This is a genomic window from Cellulomonas soli (assembly GCF_052036975.1).
In the GTDB taxonomy this organism is placed as follows: Bacteria; Actinomycetota; Actinomycetes; order Actinomycetales; family Cellulomonadaceae; genus Cellulomonas; species Cellulomonas soli_A.
The window spans coordinates 23,872-42,204 of record NZ_JBQIAR010000020.1 but is presented as its reverse complement, the minus strand read 5'-3'; the positions used below and the strand labels follow the sequence as shown (position 1 = coordinate 42,204).

At 72.6% G+C, this 18,333-nt stretch carries 19 protein-coding genes; 10 read left to right on the top strand and 9 right to left on the bottom strand.

Annotation, left to right across the window (positions count from 1 at the left end; genetic code table 11):
- Positions 1-161 precede the first annotated feature (161 nt).
- The gene (locus ACTHAM_RS16565) at positions 162-701 is read right to left on the bottom strand and encodes a hypothetical protein (RefSeq protein ID WP_440689468.1); all 540 of its coding nucleotides are present in this window, start codon (positions 699-701) and stop codon (positions 162-164) included.
- 59 nt (positions 702-760) lie between these two features.
- Positions 761-1,987, bottom strand: coding sequence for an ATP-binding protein (locus ACTHAM_RS16560; protein ID WP_440689466.1), 1,227 nt, complete (start codon positions 1,985-1,987; stop codon positions 761-763).
- 312 nt (positions 1,988-2,299) lie between these two features.
- On the opposite strand from ACTHAM_RS16560, the gene ACTHAM_RS16555 reads away from it, so the two are divergent.
- Positions 2,300-2,968 carry a suppressor of fused domain protein gene (locus ACTHAM_RS16555; RefSeq protein WP_440689464.1) on the top strand — a complete coding sequence of 223 codons (669 nt, stop codon included), beginning with the start codon at positions 2,300-2,302 and terminating at the stop codon, positions 2,966-2,968.
- Between the two features lie 47 nt (positions 2,969-3,015).
- Positions 3,016-3,474 (top strand): GatB/YqeY domain-containing protein, encoded by a 459-nt coding sequence (locus ACTHAM_RS16550; protein ID WP_440689462.1) that lies wholly within the window; start codon positions 3,016-3,018, stop codon positions 3,472-3,474.
- Between the two features lie 82 nt (positions 3,475-3,556).
- On the opposite strand, the gene ACTHAM_RS16545 is transcribed toward ACTHAM_RS16550, so the two are convergent.
- From ACTHAM_RS16545 to ACTHAM_RS16535, 3 genes are all read right to left on the bottom strand, one after another.
- Positions 3,557-5,281, bottom strand: coding sequence for a glycosyl hydrolase family 18 protein (locus tag ACTHAM_RS16545; RefSeq protein WP_440689460.1), 1,725 nt, complete (start codon positions 5,279-5,281; stop codon positions 3,557-3,559).
- A gap of 162 nt (positions 5,282-5,443) precedes the next feature.
- Positions 5,444-6,085 carry a hypothetical protein gene (locus ACTHAM_RS16540; RefSeq protein WP_440689458.1) on the bottom strand — a complete coding sequence of 214 codons (642 nt, stop codon included), beginning with the start codon at positions 6,083-6,085 and terminating at the stop codon, positions 5,444-5,446.
- A 192-nt stretch (positions 6,086-6,277) separates the two neighbouring features.
- A complete protein-coding gene (locus ACTHAM_RS16535) occupies positions 6,278-6,991 on the bottom strand; it encodes a hypothetical protein (RefSeq protein ID WP_440689456.1) in 714 nt (237 codons plus the stop codon).
- A gap of 182 nt (positions 6,992-7,173) precedes the next feature.
- Between ACTHAM_RS16535 and ACTHAM_RS16530 the strand changes: the two genes are divergently transcribed.
- From ACTHAM_RS16530 to ACTHAM_RS16520, 3 genes are all read left to right on the top strand, one after another.
- Positions 7,174-8,487: a HupE/UreJ family protein gene (locus ACTHAM_RS16530; RefSeq protein ID WP_440689454.1), complete on the top strand. Its 1,314-nt coding sequence runs from the start codon at positions 7,174-7,176 to the stop codon at positions 8,485-8,487.
- Positions 8,488-8,675: 188 nt separating this feature from the next.
- A complete protein-coding gene (locus ACTHAM_RS16525) occupies positions 8,676-10,676 on the top strand; it encodes a fibronectin type III domain-containing protein (RefSeq protein WP_440689452.1) in 2,001 nt (666 codons plus the stop codon).
- 124 nt (positions 10,677-10,800) lie between these two features.
- Complete coding sequence (locus tag ACTHAM_RS16520; protein WP_440689450.1) at positions 10,801-11,862, top strand: WxL protein peptidoglycan domain-containing protein; 1,062 nt, start codon at positions 10,801-10,803, stop codon at positions 11,860-11,862.
- Here the strand turns inward: ACTHAM_RS16520 and ACTHAM_RS16515 are convergent.
- A complete protein-coding gene (locus tag ACTHAM_RS16515; protein ID WP_440689448.1) occupies positions 11,846-12,796 on the bottom strand; it encodes an alpha/beta fold hydrolase in 951 nt (316 codons plus the stop codon). The genes ACTHAM_RS16520 and ACTHAM_RS16515 overlap by 17 nt on opposite strands.
- Before the next feature lie 61 nt (positions 12,797-12,857).
- On the opposite strand from ACTHAM_RS16515, the gene ACTHAM_RS16510 reads away from it, so the two are divergent.
- Positions 12,858-13,514, top strand: coding sequence for a winged helix-turn-helix transcriptional regulator (locus ACTHAM_RS16510; RefSeq protein WP_440689446.1), 657 nt, complete (start codon positions 12,858-12,860; stop codon positions 13,512-13,514).
- Complete coding sequence (locus ACTHAM_RS16505) at positions 13,514-14,191, top strand: dihydrofolate reductase family protein (protein ID WP_440689444.1); 678 nt, start codon at positions 13,514-13,516, stop codon at positions 14,189-14,191. The genes ACTHAM_RS16510 and ACTHAM_RS16505 overlap by 1 nt, the downstream gene beginning before the upstream one ends.
- A gap of 203 nt (positions 14,192-14,394) precedes the next feature.
- Here the strand turns inward: ACTHAM_RS16505 and ACTHAM_RS16500 are convergent, their stop codons facing one another.
- Genes ACTHAM_RS16500 through ACTHAM_RS16490 form a run of 3 tightly spaced genes read right to left on the bottom strand, consistent with a single transcriptional unit; the run spans position 14,395 to position 15,818 of the window.
- Positions 14,395-15,030, bottom strand: a complete 636-nt coding sequence (locus tag ACTHAM_RS16500; RefSeq protein WP_440689442.1) for a hypothetical protein — start codon at positions 15,028-15,030, stop codon at positions 14,395-14,397.
- 39 nt (positions 15,031-15,069) lie between these two features.
- Entirely contained in the window at positions 15,070-15,381 is a 312-nt protein-coding gene (locus ACTHAM_RS16495; protein ID WP_440689440.1) for a DUF1905 domain-containing protein, read from the bottom strand.
- The gene (locus tag ACTHAM_RS16490) at positions 15,378-15,818 is read right to left on the bottom strand and encodes an NUDIX hydrolase (protein WP_440689438.1); all 441 of its coding nucleotides are present in this window, start codon (positions 15,816-15,818) and stop codon (positions 15,378-15,380) included. Before ACTHAM_RS16490 ends, ACTHAM_RS16495 begins: the two co-directional genes overlap by 4 nt.
- A gap of 264 nt (positions 15,819-16,082) precedes the next feature.
- Here ACTHAM_RS16490 and ACTHAM_RS16485 point away from each other — a divergent pair, with 264 nt between their 5' ends.
- The 3 genes from ACTHAM_RS16485 (at position 16,083) to ACTHAM_RS16475 (ending at position 18,299) form a co-directional block, all read left to right on the top strand.
- Positions 16,083-16,469 carry a hypothetical protein gene (locus ACTHAM_RS16485; RefSeq protein ID WP_440689436.1) on the top strand — a complete coding sequence of 129 codons (387 nt, stop codon included), beginning with the start codon at positions 16,083-16,085 and terminating at the stop codon, positions 16,467-16,469.
- 43 nt (positions 16,470-16,512) lie between these two features.
- Positions 16,513-16,947, top strand: coding sequence for a hypothetical protein (locus ACTHAM_RS16480; protein ID WP_440689434.1), 435 nt, complete (start codon positions 16,513-16,515; stop codon positions 16,945-16,947).
- Positions 16,948-17,051: 104 nt separating this feature from the next.
- Complete coding sequence (locus ACTHAM_RS16475; RefSeq protein WP_440689432.1) at positions 17,052-18,299, top strand: toxic anion resistance protein; 1,248 nt, start codon at positions 17,052-17,054, stop codon at positions 18,297-18,299.
- Positions 18,300-18,333: the final 34 nt, after the last annotated feature.

Genomic DNA, 18,333 nt, shown 5'->3' with positions numbered 1-18,333 from the left:
CATGAGCGAGCATCCCGGACAACTGTCGCCGATGTCCTGAGACATGCTGTCGCCGATGTGCTGAAACCACACACCACCGCTACCGCCAACGATGTCCCAGGACGTCGACGACAGCCCGAACCCGGATCAGGGTTCGGGCTGTCGTGCATTCCGGGGGCCGTCTACTGCTGCCGCGTCCGGCCCTCTGGCGGGATGCCGTACTCCGGGTTGATGAGGTCGCTCCATTGCCCGAAGGCCGGGCGCTCAAGCCAGAACCCCTGGACGGGCGCATCCTCGAGCGTCAAGACGTCCTTGGAGTCGGCTGCGACCGCCCTGTCGATGACCTGAACTCGTGCGCTGCCGTCTGGTTCGAAGACCGCGGTCGTGGTGCGGACGGCGCGCTCGCGGCGGTAGCGCCGGTCTCGATCCGGGTACTCGAAGTCGGTGGTGATCCACCGCCAGAGGCGTCCCTCTCGCCAGTCGTAGTCGACGGACCGGGTACGCGTCCGGTGCGGGTCGAGGAAGACCACGCGCACGCAGCGGTTCACCGCGACCGTCAACGCCCAGCGCGGGCGGGGGCTGACACCGTCGGTGCCCACCGCCGTGAAGGCGCTCGCCGACGACTCGTAACGTTGCTGCGCCTCCGCGGCATCGATCCAGGTGATGGCGGAGGCGCCCCGCCCCTCAGCCCAGTAGTCGGCGTACCGAACGCTGTCGCTCACTACTCAGTACGTCCACTCGTCCGCGTCGAACTCGGTGTCGGAAGTGCTGCCGCGTGGCTTCACCAGGTGCCACCCGTGGGACGCCGTCGACGCACGGGAGGCACCGTGAGCGTCGGGACGGCGCGGAGCATGAACCGGTCGAAGTGCGGAACGGTGAACGCCGCGTAGCCGTGCTGCGGGGTGTACAGCAGCCCCATGTCGATCAGCTCGGCCCGGGTAGGACCGAGCTGTGTGGACTCGCGGTCCAGGAGTGACGCGACGTCGGCGGCCTTCTGCGGCTCGGCGCCTAGCTGGGCCATGGCGCGCAGGTACGCGCGCTGCAGCTCGGAGGTGCGGTCGAGCCGGACGCGGAAGAACGAGGAGTCGAGCTTGGCCTCGTACAGGTCGACTGCGGCATCGATGTCGTCGCGTGTGATGGGTGCCGTCTCGGCGACGCCCCACACGGCGTAGCCGAGCTCTTGGATGAAGTATGGATAGCCGCCGGTGACCTCGAAGGCGCGGTCCAGGGCTGCGGCATCGAAGTCGACGCCCTCGACGACGGCGGGCTCCCGCAGTGCCCGTCGCGCGTCGTCCTCGTCGAGCGATCCGATGATCGGGAACTTGAACAGTCGTTCGGCGTAGGACTTGGCGTCCCCCGCGAGCTCGGCCATCTGGGGTAGGCCGGCCCCGACGAAGGTCACGGGCAGGCCACGTTGGACGGTCTTGTGCAAGGCTATGATCAGCGCCTCGAGCTGTGCCTTGGTGAGGAACTGGACCTCGTCGAAGAGCATGACGACCCCGCGCTGGCGGTCCTGGGCCGCCTCACCGATCGCGACGAGCACGTCCGTGAGATCCATGACGAGATCGCCGTGGTCGGCGAGGCCCTCGATCACGTCGACATTCAGGCCAGCTTGGATCTGCCCGCTCGGGTCCACGGTGACGGTGAAGGACCCGAGTGCGGCTGCGGCCCGGTGGAACCGGTCGGTCCAGCGCGCGCGTGGCGCGAGCTGGAGGAGTGCCGCCCGGAGCTTGAGGGCGGTCTCCTGGCGGAAGGCGGCGTCGTCATGCTTGCTGACCTCGAGCTCGACGACGGCCCAGTCGGCTGCCAGGGCCTTGTCGCGGAACTGGCCCAGGAGGACCGTCTTCCCGACTCCGCGGAGCCCCGTGATGATCATCGACTGCTCGGACCGCCCTCGCGCGAGACGCTTGAGCAGGATGTCGAACGAGGCGAGCTGGTCGTCGCGCCCGACGAGGACATCCGGGCGAGCGCCGGCGTTCGGCGTGTACGGGTTGCTGACCGGGTCCACGAGCCACCTTACGAGTCTTAGGCCGCTTTATCTGCTTTGGATAAGACAGCCTAAACCTTGAAAGGTCGGCGGCGCATCGGCAGCCTGACCGCGATGCATGGCCCTCGTGACCGCGCTGTTCAGGCCGGGTGGCGGGCCGCCTCCACATGGGTAGGGAAGACTGCGGCGAAGGTCTCGGCGGTGGTGACGAGCCACTGCGCCCCCCCTCGAGTGCGGCGAGGTGAAGGGGCTCGCGGTCGTACGGGCCGTCTGACGCGTCGTCACGCAGGTCCGAAACGGCGTACCGGAGCTTCGCTGCGGGACTATGGCGCCATGCGTCTGCCCTGGAACCGCCGCCCGCCCGCCGTGGTCGATGCGTCCCCGCCGGAAGACCTTGAGGACGAGACGTCCGGCTGGGATGCGATCACTGCCGCGATGGTGGCGTTGCACGGCGCACCGGAGAAGCGGCATGTCGCCTACCACCCGGGCGTCGCGTTCGGCAGCCCGCTGCAGGGAGCGTCGGTCTTCGACGCAGGCGACCACTGGCACTACGTGACGTACGGACTGAGCGAGTTGTTCGGCCCCGACCCAGACGTCGCGCCGGAGGTCTCCGGTTGGGGCATCGAGCTGACGATGCGCGTGGTCCGAGGCACCGACGACGCGCCTCCTGAGTGGCCGTTCGGGATGGTGGCCGCGCTCGCGGCGCAGGTGCGGGAGACGGGCTGGATCCCGGCGCACGGGAGTCGCGCCGACATGCAGTCGCCGATCACCGGGTACCCGTGGAACCGTGCCGGTGTCCAGACGGGCCTGACGGCGTTTGCGTTCGTGGTCGACGGGCCGCTGGGTCGGATCGTCACGCCGCACGGGTCGGTGACGTTCATGCAGGCGGTGGGGGTGACCGAGGGCGAGCGGGTGCTGATGACGCAGTCCACGACGGACGAGGTACTCGCGGTGCTCCCGCAGGTGGCGGGCCTGCCTGTGACCGATCCTGGTCGCGCCTGAGAGATATCCAGGCGCCCCGGTCCTTCCCGAACCGGCACCATGGACCCATGAGCACCGACACCCTGACCCAGCTGACCGCCGACCTGACGACCGCCATGAAGGCCCGTGACGCCGATCGCGTGAGCGTGCTGCGCCAGGTCATCGGCGCGGTCCGGGCGGAGGCGAAGGCCGGCACGGTCGAGAAGGAGCTCACCGAGGAGGAGGTCCTCAAGGTGCTCACGCGTGAGGTGAAGAAGCGCCGCGACTCCGCGCAGATCTACACCGACGCCGGTGCCCCGGAGCGGGCCGAGGTCGAGACGCGGGAGGCCGACGCGATCGAGACGTACCTGCCGGCGCGGCTGTCCGCCGACGAGCTGGAGGCGCTGGTGCGCTCCGTCGTGGCGGACCTGGGGGCGACCAGCGTGAAGGACATGGGCGCCGTGATGAAGGAGGCGACCGCCCGGGCTGCCGGGGCCGCGGACGGCAAGGCGCTCTCGACGCTGGTCCGGGCCACGCTGCAGGGCTGAGCGCGACAACGGCGAACGACGAGCGGGGTGGGGTGCGCACGACGCGCACCCCACCCCGCTCTGTCGTGCTCGGGTGCTACCGCTAGCTGCCCAGGCCCGAGCTGATCGCGGTGATCAGCTCACCGTTCGACGTGTCGCCCGACAGCTCCCAGAAGAACGCGCCGCCCAGGTCGTTCTGGTTGGCGTAGCTCATCTTCCCGGCGATGGTCGCCGGGGTGTCGTAGCTCCACCACTGGCCGTGGCAGAACCCGTAGGCGGTGCCGCCGACGGTGCCGGTGGCCGGGCAGGTGTTCTTGAGGACCTTGTAGTCCTCGATGCCGGCCTCGTAGGTGCCGGGTGCGGCACCCGTCGCCGAGCCTCCGGGTGCCGCCTGGGTGACGCCCGTCCAGCCGCGGCCGTAGAAGCCGATGCCGAGCAGCAGCTTGTCCGAGGGGATGCCCAGGGACGTGAGCTTGTCGATCGCGGTGTCGCTGTCGAAACCGGCGATCGGCTGGTTCGGGTAGGACGTCAGCGGGGAGTGCGGTGCGGTCGGCCCGGTGGGGTTGAACGCACCGGCGTAGTCGTACGTCATCGGCATGAAGAAGTCGACGGACGAGGCGGCGGCCGCGTAGTTCGCCGCGTCGATCTTGCCGCCGGAGGTGCCGTCGGCGGTGATCGCCGAGGTCACCAGGTCGGTGCCGAACGCCGAGCGCAGGGCGCGCATGAGGTTCGGGTACGCCTCACGGCCCGAGGTGTCGCACGCGACGCCGCACGCGTTCGGGTACTCCCAGTCGATGTCGATGCCGTCGAACACGTCGGCCCACCGGGGGTCCTCGACGAGGGTGCGGCACGACGCCGCGAACGCCGCCGGGTCGGCTGCGGCCTGCGTGAAGCCACCCGACCAGGTCCAGCCGCCGAACGACCAGACGACCTTGAGGCCGGGGTGCATGGCCTTGAGCTTGCGCAGCTGGTTGAAGTTGCCGCGCAGGCTCGCGTCCCAGGTATCGGCGACGCCGTCGACGCTCTGCTCGGCCGTGTACGCCTTGTCGTAGTCGGCGTACGAGTCACCGATGGTGCACTTGCCGTTCTGCACGTTGCCGAACGCATACACGATGTGGGTCAGCTGGTCCGCGGAGCCCGACGTCTCGATGTTCTTGACCTGGTAGTTGCGGCCGTAGATGCCCCACTCGGTGAAGTAGCCGACCACGCGTCCGGAGCCGTCACCGGGCGTGGCCGGTGCGGTCGGGTCGGTGGTGGGCGGCGTCGTCGGCTGCGTGGTGGGGTCGGGTGTCGGGTCGCTCGGGTCGGTGGTGCCGGAGCAGGCACCCTGGTCGACCCACACGCCCGAACCGCCGGAGGTGCTGGGCTCCTCGCCCTGCGTCCACCACTTCGCCGACCAGGTGTGCTCGGCGTGCGAGACGAGCGCGCCGCCGGTGTAGGTGGCGGTGGCGCTCCAGGCGTCGGCCGTGCAGCCCGCCGGGTCGGCGGGGTCCGTGGGGTCCGTCGGGTCGGTCGGGGTGGTCCCGGCGCAGGCACCCTGGTCGCGCCAGACGCCCCACTCGCCGGTCGTGCCGGGCTGCTCGCCCTGCGTCCACCAACCGGCCCTCCACGTGTGGCCGTCGAACGTGACGGTGGCGCCGCCGGTGTAGACGGCGTCGGCGGACCAGGTCTCGCCGGTGCAGGTGGCGGCCGTCGTGACGGCTGCGGCGGCCCGGGCGGGTGCTGTGCCCGCGCTGCCCGCGGCCTGCGCGCCGAGTGCGCCGGCGACCGGCGTGATCGTGACGAGTGCCAGTGCTGCTGCGGTCAGTGCTGCTCGGATGCTTCTCATCGACCCCTCGTTCTGTCGGTGGGTGCGCACACCGGCGTTCGCCGGTGCCCGGGCTTCGTCGCCCGGTGCGCACGGGGGTTGCTCGCGGTGGCCGCGTGGCCCGGTCGGGCCGCGGCCCTCAGTCAGGATTCGGCTGGGCTCCTTCCGTCGGTCGGCAGGAGGTCACTGGCCCGCGGTCGCCCAGGCGGCACCGGCGACGCGGGAGGCGAGGCCGTCGAACGACCAGCGGTCCACGACGAGCACGGCACCACCGGGCGCCTCCGGGAGCCACCACTGGGTCTGTGGGACGGTCAGCTGGACCTCGCCCTCCGCGGTGGCGCACGCGACCGCGACCGTGGAGAGCGTGCCGTCGATCCCGTCGATGACGATCTCGGTGACCTGCGGCTGCGCGTCACTCGGCTGCGGGGTGAGCCCGTTCGGGCACCCGGTGCCGTCCTGCGTGTACGCCTGGGACCCGTCGAAGTCGGCGGCGACGGCCTCGCCCTGCAGCACTGCGAACGCGGGGCAGATCTGACCCTCGGCGCACCCTGCGGCCTGCACCACCGTGACGCCGGCGGTGGTGGCCCCGACCTGCCAGAGGTCGGGGACGCCCAGGAGCAGGGGGCCGACGACGGCACGGGTGTCCGTGGTCGTCTGCGCTCCCGTGGCGCTCGGGCTCGCGTCGGGCTGGGCGGTGGTGGGTGCCGCGTCGTCCGCGGTGTGCGGGCTGCACCCGGTCAGCAGGGCAGCGGCGAGGGGGACGGCGAGGGCGGCGAGGACGACGGCTGCTCGCCGGCGCGGGGAGGGGGCGGTGCTGGTCGGCATCGGGTTCCTTCCCGAGCGCCGTGAGGCGTGCGCAGCGCACGGACGCGGGGCCCTGGGAGTGGGACAAATCGGACGTGTCCCATCGTGGCGGGGGTCGCCGCCCAGGTCAGCCCTCCGGTGTGCGGAGTTTGTGAAGATGCCATACAAATCCGCTGCGCCCCGGCCGAGGCGCGAGCTGCGGGTGGGGAACGGTCAGTCGAGCCAGACCACGACGCCCGTGACCCCGCCGAGCACCGCCGCGACACCCGCACGGACCGCCCTCGCGCAGCGCTCCGGCGTGAACGAGCCCGGGTCGTAGGTCGAGGCGGACCCGAGCCCTTCGCCGCGGTACGACGCACCCGACCAGTCGGCGGCGGTGACGTTGGCGGTCGGTTCGGCGATCTCGGCGCCGACGACCAGGAACTGCTGGTCCAGGTGGTTGGCGGAGACGATGGCCAGCGGGTCGACCAGGTCCTCGCCGGCGCTGACGATCAGGTCGCCGCCCATGGCCAGTGCGTCGCTGAGGGTGGGGATCAGGTCGGCCGGCGTCCCGGCCGTGAGGGTGCGCAGGTCGACGTCCTCGGCCAGGGCCCAGTCCTGCACGGCGGCGACCAGGGCCCGGGTGGGCTCGTCGTCGCCGGAGGTCACCAGCACCACCCGGTAGCCCTCGCGGGGGCCGATGCCGTCCCATGTGCCAGGCCCGGGGACGATCGTCGCCTCCGGTGTGGGCGTCGGGTCGGGGGCGACGAAGCCGACGTCGAGGGCGCCGACGGCCACCGGGCCGGGGTGCGGCTGCGACCAGTCGGACCCCGTGGAGCACCCGGTGATCAGCGCCGCGGTGAGCGCTGCCACGGCCAGCGGTGCCCCGGCGTGCACCACGCGGGTGGGCAGGGTCGAGTCTGGCGCACGGGTGGGGCGGGGTCGCACGGGGTCGTCCTCCGGACGGGTGGGCGTGAGGGCGGCGGGGCCTCTTCGTACCTCACCGTGCAGGCCGTGGCGTACGTCGCACCAGGTCACGCGCCGAGCGTTCCGCGCGAGTTCGCCGACGGTCTCCTCCTCGTTCACGCGACTCGGACAGATTGCGCGAACCGACGATCGTCAGGAGCACGATGTCCCGCCGCGCCAGCAGCGCCACCCGCACCCGACCGGCCGTGCCGTTCCCGACCCCGAGCCGGTCCAGCACCATGCCGCGGACCTCGACCTCGCCCCGACACGGGCGGGCGTGGTCACCGGCGCGCGCACTGGCACCTCTGGCGCTGCTGGTCTGGGCGGCGCTCACGCTGGTGGCACCGCCTGCCTCCGCCCACGGCTTCTCGTCGGTCGTCTACGTGGACGTCGAGGCGCCCGAGCCGGGCGCGGTCCGCACCCAGCTGGGGCTCGAGTACGACCTGCTGGTGGTGTCCGCGGCCGACGCGCAGGGCGACGACCCGCTGTTCCAGGACGGGACGGCGGCGTTCGAGGGCGGCGACCCGCAGGAGCAGGCCGCCGCGCTGGACGCCCACGCGGGGACCGTCCTCGACTACGTGACGGCGCGGTTCACCGTGGCGTCCGGCGGGCGTGCGTGCACGCCTGAGCAGGTCGGCGACGTGCAGGTCGAGGAGCGCGACGGCGTGCCGTACGCGGTGCTCACGCTCGACCATGCCTGCGACGCCTCGGACGGCGCCCACGAGCTGACCAGCACCCTGTTCGGTGACGCGGAGGGTTACGTCACAGGCACCCGCGCCGTCGTGAAGTACACGCTCGACGGTCGCTCGGGCAGTGCGGCGCTCGACGCGGAGCACCCCACGTTCTCCACCGAGCAGGCGTGGACCGAGCGGTTCGCCGAGTTCTTCCGGCTCGGGGCCGAGCACCTGCTGACCGGCACCGACCACATCCTGTTCCTGCTGGCGGTCATCGCCGGGTCGCGGCGCCTGCGGGAGATCGTCCTGGCTGCCACGGCGTTCACCGTGGCCCACTCGGTGACGTTCGTGATCGCCGCCACGGGCCTCGTGCACGTGCCGGCGCAGGTCGTCGAGCCGATCATCGCCCTGTCGATCGCGGTGGTCGCCGGTGGCCACCTGTGGCGGCTGCGCGAGCAGGGCACGCAGGCCACCGACCTGGGACCGGGTGCCTGGCTGGGGCTCGACCGTCCCGGCCTGGTGCGCCTCGGCGTGGTCTTCGTGTTCGGGCTCGTGCACGGCCTCGGGTTCGCCGGGGCCCTGGGCATCGACGAGCCGTGGTCGTGGCAGCTGCTGTGGTCGCTGCTGGTGTTCAACGTCGGCATCGAGGCCGTGCAGCTGGCGATCATCGCCGTCGTGTTCCCCGTGCTGGCCCTGCTGCGGCGCCGCTGGCCCCGGGTCGGGCTGACTGCCACCGGCACCATCGCCGGGGTCGTCACCGTCACGGGCCTCGTGTGGTTCGTGCAGCGCCTGTGGGGTGGCTGACGGTCGGCCGAGCGCCCGGCAGGTGTTCCGGCCAGAGCCACCGCACGGATCGTCGCTGTTCAGAGGGGGTTCACCCGGCGGCGGGAGCGTGGGCGCGATCGTCCCGATTGGCCGGGTTCGTCCCGGTGGGGCCCTCGCCCGCACATCTCCCTCTGGCATCCCTCTGGCACGAAGAGAACGGACGGCGCATGTCCTCCAGAACGAGCGCTCCACGTGAGCGTCACGACCGGCTTCCCGTGCGGCTCGCCGCACTGGCCGTCGGCACCGCGGTCGCCCTCGGCGGGTTCGCGGTCGCCCCGGCGACCGCCGCCGACACGGTGACGACCGCCGACGCGGCCACCCTGACCGGCATCATCCTGGGCGTCGGGGCCGACGAGTCCCAGCGCATCGTCACCTGGTACTCCTCGGCCGACACGGCCCAGGTGGTCCAGCTCGCCCCCACGGCCTCCGTGGTCGACGGGGCGTTCCCCGCCGACGCCATCACCTACGCCGCGACCGGGTCGGCGAACATCGCCACCAGCGGCGGCTACAACCGGCACGCCGTCATCACGGGCCTGCAGCAGGACACCGCGTACTCCTACCGCGTGGGCGCCGAGGGCAGCTGGTCGCCCGCGTACGCGTTCCGCACGCAGTCGTTCGAGGGCGACTACGACTTCCTGTTCTTCGGCGACCCGCAGATCGGCGCGTCGGGCGACATCGCCCGCGACCAGGCCGGCTGGACCGACACGCTCGACGTGGCGCTCGCGGCCAACCCGAACACCGAGCTGCTCGTCTCCGGCGGCGACCAGGTCGAGAAGGCCAACACGGAGGCCCAGTGGACGGCGTTCCTGGCGCCCGACAAGCTGCGCCAGTACCCGTGGGTCGCCACCATCGGCAACCACGACGTGGGCGGCAAGGCCTACGAGCAGCACCTGGCCACGCCGAACACGGACCGCTCCGGCGCGCTGTACTCCAACGGCGACCCGTCGTCGAACACGTCGGGCGGCGACTACTGGTACATGTACAAGGACGTGCTGTTCATCGACCTGAACAGCAACTCGTACGCCACCGCGCAGGGCGGCGGCGGTGACGAGGCGCACCTGGCGTACGTGCGCGACGTCGTCGCGAACCACGGTGCCGACGCCAAGTACACGGTGCTCGTCTACCACCACGCGATCTACTCCGCGGCCGCGCACGCCAAGGACGCCGACGCCAAGGTGCGTCGCGTGGACTTCCCGACGGCGTTCTCCGAGCTCGGTGTCGACCTGGTGCTGCAGGGCCACGACCACGTGTACACGCGCAGCTACCTGATCAAGAACGGCGAGAAGGCGAACCCTGACGAGCAGCCCGGTGCCGCCGACGTGTTCGCCGGTCCCGGTGGCGTCATGTACGTGACGGCCAACTCGGCGTCGGGCTCGAAGTACTACGACATCACCGCCCCGGACGCCACGGGCACCTCGGGTGCCGGGAACGGCGCCGACCCGCTCAACCCGTCGAGCTACTGGTTCAACTCCGTGCAGGACCAGGAGCACGCGCGCACGTACGTCAAGGTGCAGGTCCGCAACGACGCGCTGGTGGTGGAGAACATCCGCTCCGGCACGTGCGACGCCCCCAACGCGGCCGTCGAGCTGGCCAAGGTCGCCTGGTGCGGCCCGAACAGCGGCGCCACCGCGGCCCAGCCCGTCGGCTCGGTCGTCGACTCGGTGACGGTGCACCCGTACCACGGTGAGGGTCAGGAGATCCAGGTCGCGGTGCCCGAGGCCGCACCCGGTGAGTTCGGCTGGACCATCGACGGGCACAACGGCCTCGTCGACCTGGGCACGGCCGTCGAGAAGGACCGCACGTACTTCGAGGCGACCGGTCACCTCAACCCGATCACCGTGTCGGACACGCGCCGCTCGCAGGCGCCGTGGTCCATCTCGGCGTCCGTCGGCGACTTCCGCGACGCGTCGAAGACCTTCCCGGGCTCGTACCTCGGGTGGACCCCGGCGGTCGTCGAGGCCGGTGCCGGTGCCCACGCGGGCGGTTCGGTCGCCTCCGGGTTCGACGGCGGCTCCGGCCTGTCCGTCGCCGGGACGCTCGGCTACGCCGACCAGGGTCACGAGACCGGCACCGCGACGCTCGGCGCCGACCTCGACCTGAAGATCCCGAGCAGCGTGGACACGGGCAGCTACCGCGCCACGCTGACGATCACGGCGCTCAGCAGCTGAGCTGACGCCCGCCTGACCGGGTGGGGCGGGTGCGATCCGGCACCCGCCCCACCCGGCCCACCAGCTCCACCTGCTCCACCTGCTCCACCCGACCGACCGCACGACCCCGAGGACCCTCATGCCCGTGACCGCGCCCCGCACCGTCCCGCCGACCGCCCGCAGCGTCGTGGCGGTGCTGCTCACCGTGCTGGCGGGGGTCGCCGCCGTGGCCACCGGCCCCGCCGCGTCGGCCGAGGACGTGACGTGGACGGTCCGTACCGCCTCCAACGCGTTCGGCTCCGACCGGACCGGGTACTCCTACGGCATCGACCCGGGGACCACCGTCGAGGACGCGCTCGTGGTGGCCAACCACGGCGACCAGGCGCTCGAGCTGGCCGTGTACGCGGCCGACGGCTACACGACCGACGCGGGCCGGCTCGACCTGCTCACGCGCGACGTCGACTCCTCGGCTGTGGGTGCGTGGCTGCAGACACAGGTCGACACGGTGACCGTCGAGCCGGGTGGCTCCGTCGAGGTCCCGTTCACGCTCGCCGTCCCGGCTGACGCCACGCCGGGCGACTACGCCGGCGGTGTGGTCACCTCGCTCGTGCAGGCCGATGCCGCCGAGGGCATCACCGTGGACCGCCGGCTCGGCATCCGCGTGGACGTGCGCGTCGGCGGCGAGCTGCGACCGGCGCTCGCGGTCGAGGACGTGCACCTGACGTACGACGGGACCGCGAACCCGGCCGGTGCGGGTGACGCCACCGTCACCTACACGGTGCACAACACCGGCAACCAGGCCCTGTCCGCCGAGCAGGCCGTGGCGGTGACCGGCCCGTTCGGTCGCCTGCGCGTCGAGGCACCGACGGTGGAGGCTCCGCCGCAGCTGCTGCCGGGGGAGCGGTGGACGGTCACGGTGCCGGTGCCGGACGTCGTCCCCGCGGTGCGTCTGGGCGCCGAGGTCGCGGTGACCCCGGTGCTCGTGGACGCCTCCGGCTCGACCTCCAGGCTGGACGCGGTGCGGGCGGGCGGGGGTGCGTGGGCGGTGCCGTGGGCGACGCTGGCCGTGGCCGTCGTGCTGGTCGGTGCCGCGCTGGCCGTGCCGCGCGTGGTGCGGGCCCGCCGCCGGGCGCGTGCTGAGCAGGAGGCGCAGCGCACGGCGCAGGCCGTCGAGCAGGCCCTGGCGGAGCTCAGCGCGAACGCGTGACGTCGGCGGCGAGCGTCCGCCGGTACCAGTCGCGGATCGCGTCGGCGCACTCCTGCGGGGCGTCGGACTGCACGAAGTGGCCCGCGCCGGGGACCTCGACCACCTCGGCGTGCGGCCACTCGCGACGCCAGCGGTCCAGCTCGGCCTGGCGGAACGCGATGTCCCGGTCGGCCCAGAGCACCAAGGCGGGTGTGTCGCGCCGGTCCGCCAGGCTGCGTTCCACCCGGCTGAGCAGCTCGGCCGCGTGCACGATCTCGCGGGGGAGCACCGCGGAGGCCTGACGCCGGGCCGGGGTTCCGAGTGCCCCGCGGTACAGCCGCATCTCGGCACGGCTGAGGCGTCGGCGCCGGTGGCCGAGGGGCACCATGAGGTTGACGAACAGGTTCGCGTGACGGACCAGGAACGCCCCGACGGTGCCGCCCATCATCTGCGAGAAGCGTTCGAAGTGCCGGTCGCCGGTGATCGGCCATGCCCACGTGTTGGCGACGACGATGCCGCGGATGCGCCCGGGTTCGCGGGCGGCGAGGTCGAGCCCGATCGGCCCACCCCAGTCCTGCAGGACGAGCACGACGTCGCGCAGGTCGAGCTCGCGGACCAGGTCGGTGACGACGTCGGCGAGTGACGTCACCCGCCCGTCGAACCCCGCGGGTGCGCGCGACAGTCCGAACCCCGGCAGGTCGGGCACCACGCACCGGAACTCGTCGGACAGCCGCGTGACCAGCCCGCCGTAGACGGCCGACCAGGTGGGGTTGCCGTGCAGCATGAGCAGCGTCGGCCCTGAGCCCTGGTCGATGAGGTGTACGACGTGCTCGCCGACGCGGCGCGTGGTGGTGGTGAACGGGTACAGGGTGGGGTCCAGCCAGGCGGGTCGGGCGGCCTCGGGGTCGGTCGTGGCGGGGTGGAGCAGGTCGGGGTGGAGCGTGTCGTCGCGCATCATCGCCTCCTGTTTCACTTGATATTCTCAACCATAACGACGACGAGGGGAGTGCACAACGGTGCGCAGCTACGACCAGTTCTGCGGGCTCGCGTACGCCCTCGACCTCGTCGGCGACCGCTGGACCCTGCTCGTCGTCCGCGAGCTGCTCCTCGGCCCCCGGCGCCACCGCGACCTCGCCGACGCACTGCCGGGCATCGCGAGCAACCTGCTGGGCGACCGGCTGCGCGCGCTCGAGGACGTCGGCATCGTCACCCGCGACGCCGCCGACGGCCGCAAGTCGGTCGTCTACTCGCTCACGCCCCGTGGCGAGGACCTGCGCGAGTCGGTCCTCGCGCTCGTGCGGTGGGGCAGCGGCGCGATGACCGCCGGGCCCCGACCCGACGACACCGTCCGACCGGCCTGGGTCGGCCTCGCCCTCGAGGCGCTGCTGACCGGGCGTCCGTCCTCCCGCACCGGCACCATCGCCCTGCTCACCGGACCCGATGCCGTGCTGATCCGCCTCGACCCCGCCGGGACGCACGTCACCACCGTCCCCGCAGGGCACGCCGACACCGCCGACGCGGTGCTCGACGCACCCGCCGCCCTGCTGCTCGGGCTCGTCTCCGGCGCGGTGCCCCTCGCGGTCGTCACCATCCGCGCACAGCTGGTCCGCGACCCCGACGCGCTGCTGCCCGCGCTCGCGGGAGCGGGCGCCGCCGTGCGCGCACGAGCCTGATGCGATCTGATCGGGACGAGCTGCCCGCACCCGCGGCCCCGACCCCGGAGGACCCGATGGCCACGATCGTCTCCACCCTGTTCATCTCGCTCGACGGCGTCGTCGAGATCGACCCGGCCTGGCACTTCCCGTACTTCGACGAGCACATGGGCGCCGCGGTCGCCGAGGACTACGAGGGCGCCGACGTGCTGCTGCTCGGGCGCGTCACCTACGACAGCTTCGCCGGCGCGTGGCCCGAGCGGGAGACCGCCGGCGGGGAGGATGCGACGTTCGCCGCACAGCTGGGTGACACCCGCAAGGTCGTGGCCACACGAGGGCACCAGGACCTCGGCTGGCGCAACGCCGAGGCCCTGCACGGCGACCTGGTCGACGCGGTGACGACACTCGCCGCCGAGCCGGGGCTGAACAAGATCCTGGTGCCGGGCTCGATCTCGGTGGTACGCCAGCTGCTGGCCGCGGGGGTGCTCGACGAGCTGCGGCTGCTCGTGCACCCGGTGGCGGCGCGGCACGGCGAGCGCCTGTTCGACGAGGGGGCGCCGATCTACCCGCTGCACCTGCTGCGCTCGGAGATCTTCCCGACGGGCGTGGTCCGGCTCGTCTACGCACCCGGTGAGCTGCCGAGCGCCGCGACGTACGACGACGTCACCGACAAGGTCCCGGGCGCGAGTGCGGGCTGATCGCTCACCGGCACCCGATCCGCCTGGTCACCGCCTGGTCACCGCGCGCACGAACCACACGACGCCGGCCACGATCGCGACGAGGATGAGCAGCACGACGAGGTGCCAGGGCTTCAGGGCCGTCATGTGCCCACGCTAGGGTCCGACTCCCGGCGGCGTGGCCGGTTCGAGGAACACGATGACGGGGACATCCCGTGGAGAGGTCACGCCGGCGGTTCGGCGAACCACCCGCCCGGCGGCGGGGAGGGCAACCGGGCGTCGTCCGGCTCGACCGGCGGGTCGGGCTCCCACGGCCACAGCACGACGACCGCGGCAGCGGCCTCGGCGAGCGCCGCGGCCGGCAGCGTGTGCCGCCCCTCGGGCAGCCCGAGCAGCGGGTTGGCGACCACCACGAGCACGTCACCCGGGGGCGGTGCCGGGGTCAGCCAGTACGTCTGCTGGAACGACCGGCCGCCTCCGCCGCCACCGGTCGGGGTCAGCGCGTACGTGCCTGCCTCGGCGCGCGGGTCGAACCCGTGCCCGGGCTGCGCCACGACCCGGGTGCCGTCCGCGAGCGCGACGCCGACCCACGTCTGCTGGACGCTCTCCCACAGGTCGTGGTGGCGGGCGTGGTCGACGTCGGCCACCCGCAGCCGCAGCTCGAGCTCGAGCGCCAGCCCCGAGGCGTACACCCGGACGCCGGACAGCAGCAGGGCGCGGCTCTCGGTGCGGGCCAGCACGTGGACCCCGCCCAGGCCGGCGCCCGCCTCGTTCTCCGGGGGGTTGTGCCGGGACAGGAGCGCCTGGAACGCCGCCGGGTCGTCCCCGTCCGACGCGAGGGACAGCGAGGAGAAGTGCATGGTCCGAGGGTCGCAGCCTCGTGTGAACGGTGTCGAGGGCTACTCCTGGGGCACGTCCAGGAGTCGGACCGTGACCCGGACGACGTCACCGGTGGCGACGCCCTCGGCCTGACGCACGGTGCGCTTGACGGGCAGCGAGTACGTCTTGCGGTGCGAGTCGGGGAACAGCGACGTGCGCCAGGTCGAACTCCCGAGGGTGGCTTCGACGCGCACCGACCCGAAGCCGCGCTCGACGGGTGCGGCGACGTCGGCGATCTCGTCGGACACCTCGTGCGGCAGGTGCGCGAACACCCAGGCGTCGGGGCGGTCGTCGCGCCAGGGTGCCAGCGGTGCCTCGAACTCGTACGTCACGCGTCGAGTGTGACGCCGGGCGCGGGGGAGGTCGAGGGGTCGGCCGCAGGGTGCAGGCCGAGCAGCGTCGCGGTGAGCGGGGCCAGCGGCAGCTGGGCGGCCTGCTCGAGGTCCACCCAGACGGCTTCGGCGATCTCGGCGGTCGGGACGGCGTCGACCACGCCGTCGACGGCGAACACGTGCGCGGAGATGCGGTGACCGGGTTCGTTGGCGGCGGGTGCGTCGTGGTGGCCGAGGGGGCGGACCTGGTCGGCGGTGACGTGGACGCCGAGCTCCTCGGCGACCTCGCGGACCAGGGTGTCGTGCGGCTCCTCGCCGGGTTCGATCTTGCCGCCGGCCTGCATGAAGGCCGTCGTGCCGCGCTTGCGGACCAGCAGGTAGCGGCCGGCCTCGTCGACGATGAGGGCGGCGGCGACGTGCAGGGTGGGGGAGAGCATGCTCCCATCCTGCGGCATGGGTGGGGCGACGGACCGGTTGCGTTGATACCCCCGGGGGTATAGATTCGGCGTCGAACCAGACATCCGCCCCCCGGCGACACCCGAAGGAGAACACCCCATGTGCAGTCCCGCCCGATGCCAGCGCTGCGGCAAGGTCACCTGGACCGGCTGCGGCATGCACGTCGACTCCGTCATGGCCAACGTGCCGCAGTCGGAGCAGTGCACCTGCCGCTGAGGCGCGACGCGGCGACCCCCGATCAGACCGTGGCCACGAGCCGCCGACCCCTCCCCGTGCGGCGGCTCGTGGCCACGGTCGTCGGGGCGCCCGTCCTCCTCGCCGTGCTCGTCGCCGCAGGAGGCGGCCCGCGGAACGCCTCTGCCGTGTGGTTCGCGCTGGTCGGCGCCACAGCCGTTCTCGGCGTACTCACGATCGCCTCGTTCGTCCCCGAGCGCGGCCAGAGCCTCGCCGCAGCCCGCGGATGCGCCCCGTGCTCGGCCATGTCCCTCGCCACCGTGGCCGGGGCCGCCCTGCTGCTCGGGTTCGCACCCGGCCAGGTCACGATGGCACTCGCCGCGCTCGCGGTCGTCGCCGCCGGGCTGCTGCGGCGAACCCTCGACCTGCGATCCCCGGCAGCCTGCCCGACGGGCTGAGCGCACCCCTGCGACCGCACCATCCGCACCTGCGCTGCGGTGGGTGCCCTCACCGACGGTCCGACCGCTCCAGGTCACCGTCCCCGGTCCGCTGCACGTCGCGGCGGTCGACGGGGCGCCTTCCTCCGGTCGCGCCGCGCTCCAGACCCTCGTCTCACGGCTGCGCGCGACGACCAGCCCCGGTCTCCTCGCCTCGACGTCCACCGGCTACCGGCGCGACGTCGACCCGGCGGGTGTCGACCTGGACCGTCCCGAGGTGCTCGGACGATGGGCGAGCGAGGAGCTCAGCACGGGCAACCCAGGGACAGCGGACGCGGAGCCGGAGCGGATGCGCAGGTCGACGCCGTCGACGGCACGGTTGTCGCCGAAGGTCTTCACGAGCCCGTGCGCCTCGACGGCCCAGGGCGAGGGGTGCTGGGTCTCTGGTCAGGGGACGACCCTGCGCCCGAGCGCTTGCGCGGTCCTCACGCCCCGCTGACATCGCGCTGACATCGCCGGACCCGCCCCCGACCTGCACCACGGGCCCTTACGCTGGCCGTACCCGTGCCGACGGGTGCACCTGCCGTGTGAAGGGAACGAGCCATGACCCAGGACCCGTCCGCCGCGCAGGGGGTCGCCCCGCTGGCGCCGCCGACCCCGCTCGAGGCGCCGTTCGCGCTGACGGCGCCGGAGCCGGTCAAGCCGGTCGCGCTGACCGCGGCACCGGCCATGGCACCCGCGGTGGACCCGCAGGTCGTGCCGGGGCTCGACGCGAAGGTCGACTCGTACCTGGCGTCGCTGACCGCCTCCCCGGCCGGGTCGCCGCAGTTCGCCGCGCAGGCCGCCGACGTGCGCACGATGGGCGACGCGGACATCCGGCACGCCGCGGAGTCCTCCAACCGCCTGCTGCAGACCCCGGTCAACGCGATCCGGGAGGGTGGGCTCGCCTCGGGCTCGAAGGTCGGCAGCACGCTGCTCGACCTGCGGCGCACGGTCGAGGACCTCGACCCCTCCGGCGCGCAGGGCGCCCGCAAGATCCTCGGGTTCATCCCGATGGGCGACAAGATCGTCGACTACTTCCGCAAGTACCAGTCCGCGCAGAGCCACCTCGACGCGATCCTGCACGCGCTGCGTGACGGCCAGGACGAGCTGCGTCGCGACAACGTCGCGCTGACCATGGAGAAGACCGCGCTGTGGGAGGCGATGGGTCGCCTCAACCAGTACGTGTACGTCTCCGAGCGGCTCGACGCCCGGCTCTCGGCCGCGATCGCCGACCTGGAGGCCACCGACCCGGACCGCGCGCGGGCGCTGCGTGACGACGTGCTGTTCTACGTCCGGCAGAAGCACCAGGACCTGCTCACGCAGCTGAGCGTGTCCATCCAGAACTACCTGGCGATCGACATCCTGGTCCGCAACAACGTCGAGCTCGTCAAGGGCGTCGACCGGGCCGCGACCACCACGATGTCGGCGCTGCGCACGGCCGTGATCGTCTCGCAGGCGCTGAGCAACCAGAAGCTCGTGCTGGACCAGATCTCGGGCTTGAACGCCACGACGTCCGACCTCATCGAGCGCACGTCGGTCATGCTCAAGGACAACTCCGCGGCCATCCAGCAGCAGGCGGCCTCGGCCACGATCGGCCTGCCGCAGCTGCAGGCCGCGTTCGCGAACATCTACGCGACGATGGACGCCATCGACTCGTTCAAGGTGCAGGCCCTGGACTCCATGGCCGCCACGATCGGCACCCTGGAGACCGAGGTCGGCAAGTCGCAGAGCTACCTGGCCCGCGTGCAGCAGCGCGACGAGCGGCTCGCCGCGGGGGCGCTCGACCTCGACCCGACCGCCGGTCGGTGACGGCGGGCGGTCCACGGTCCGGCAGACGAACCAC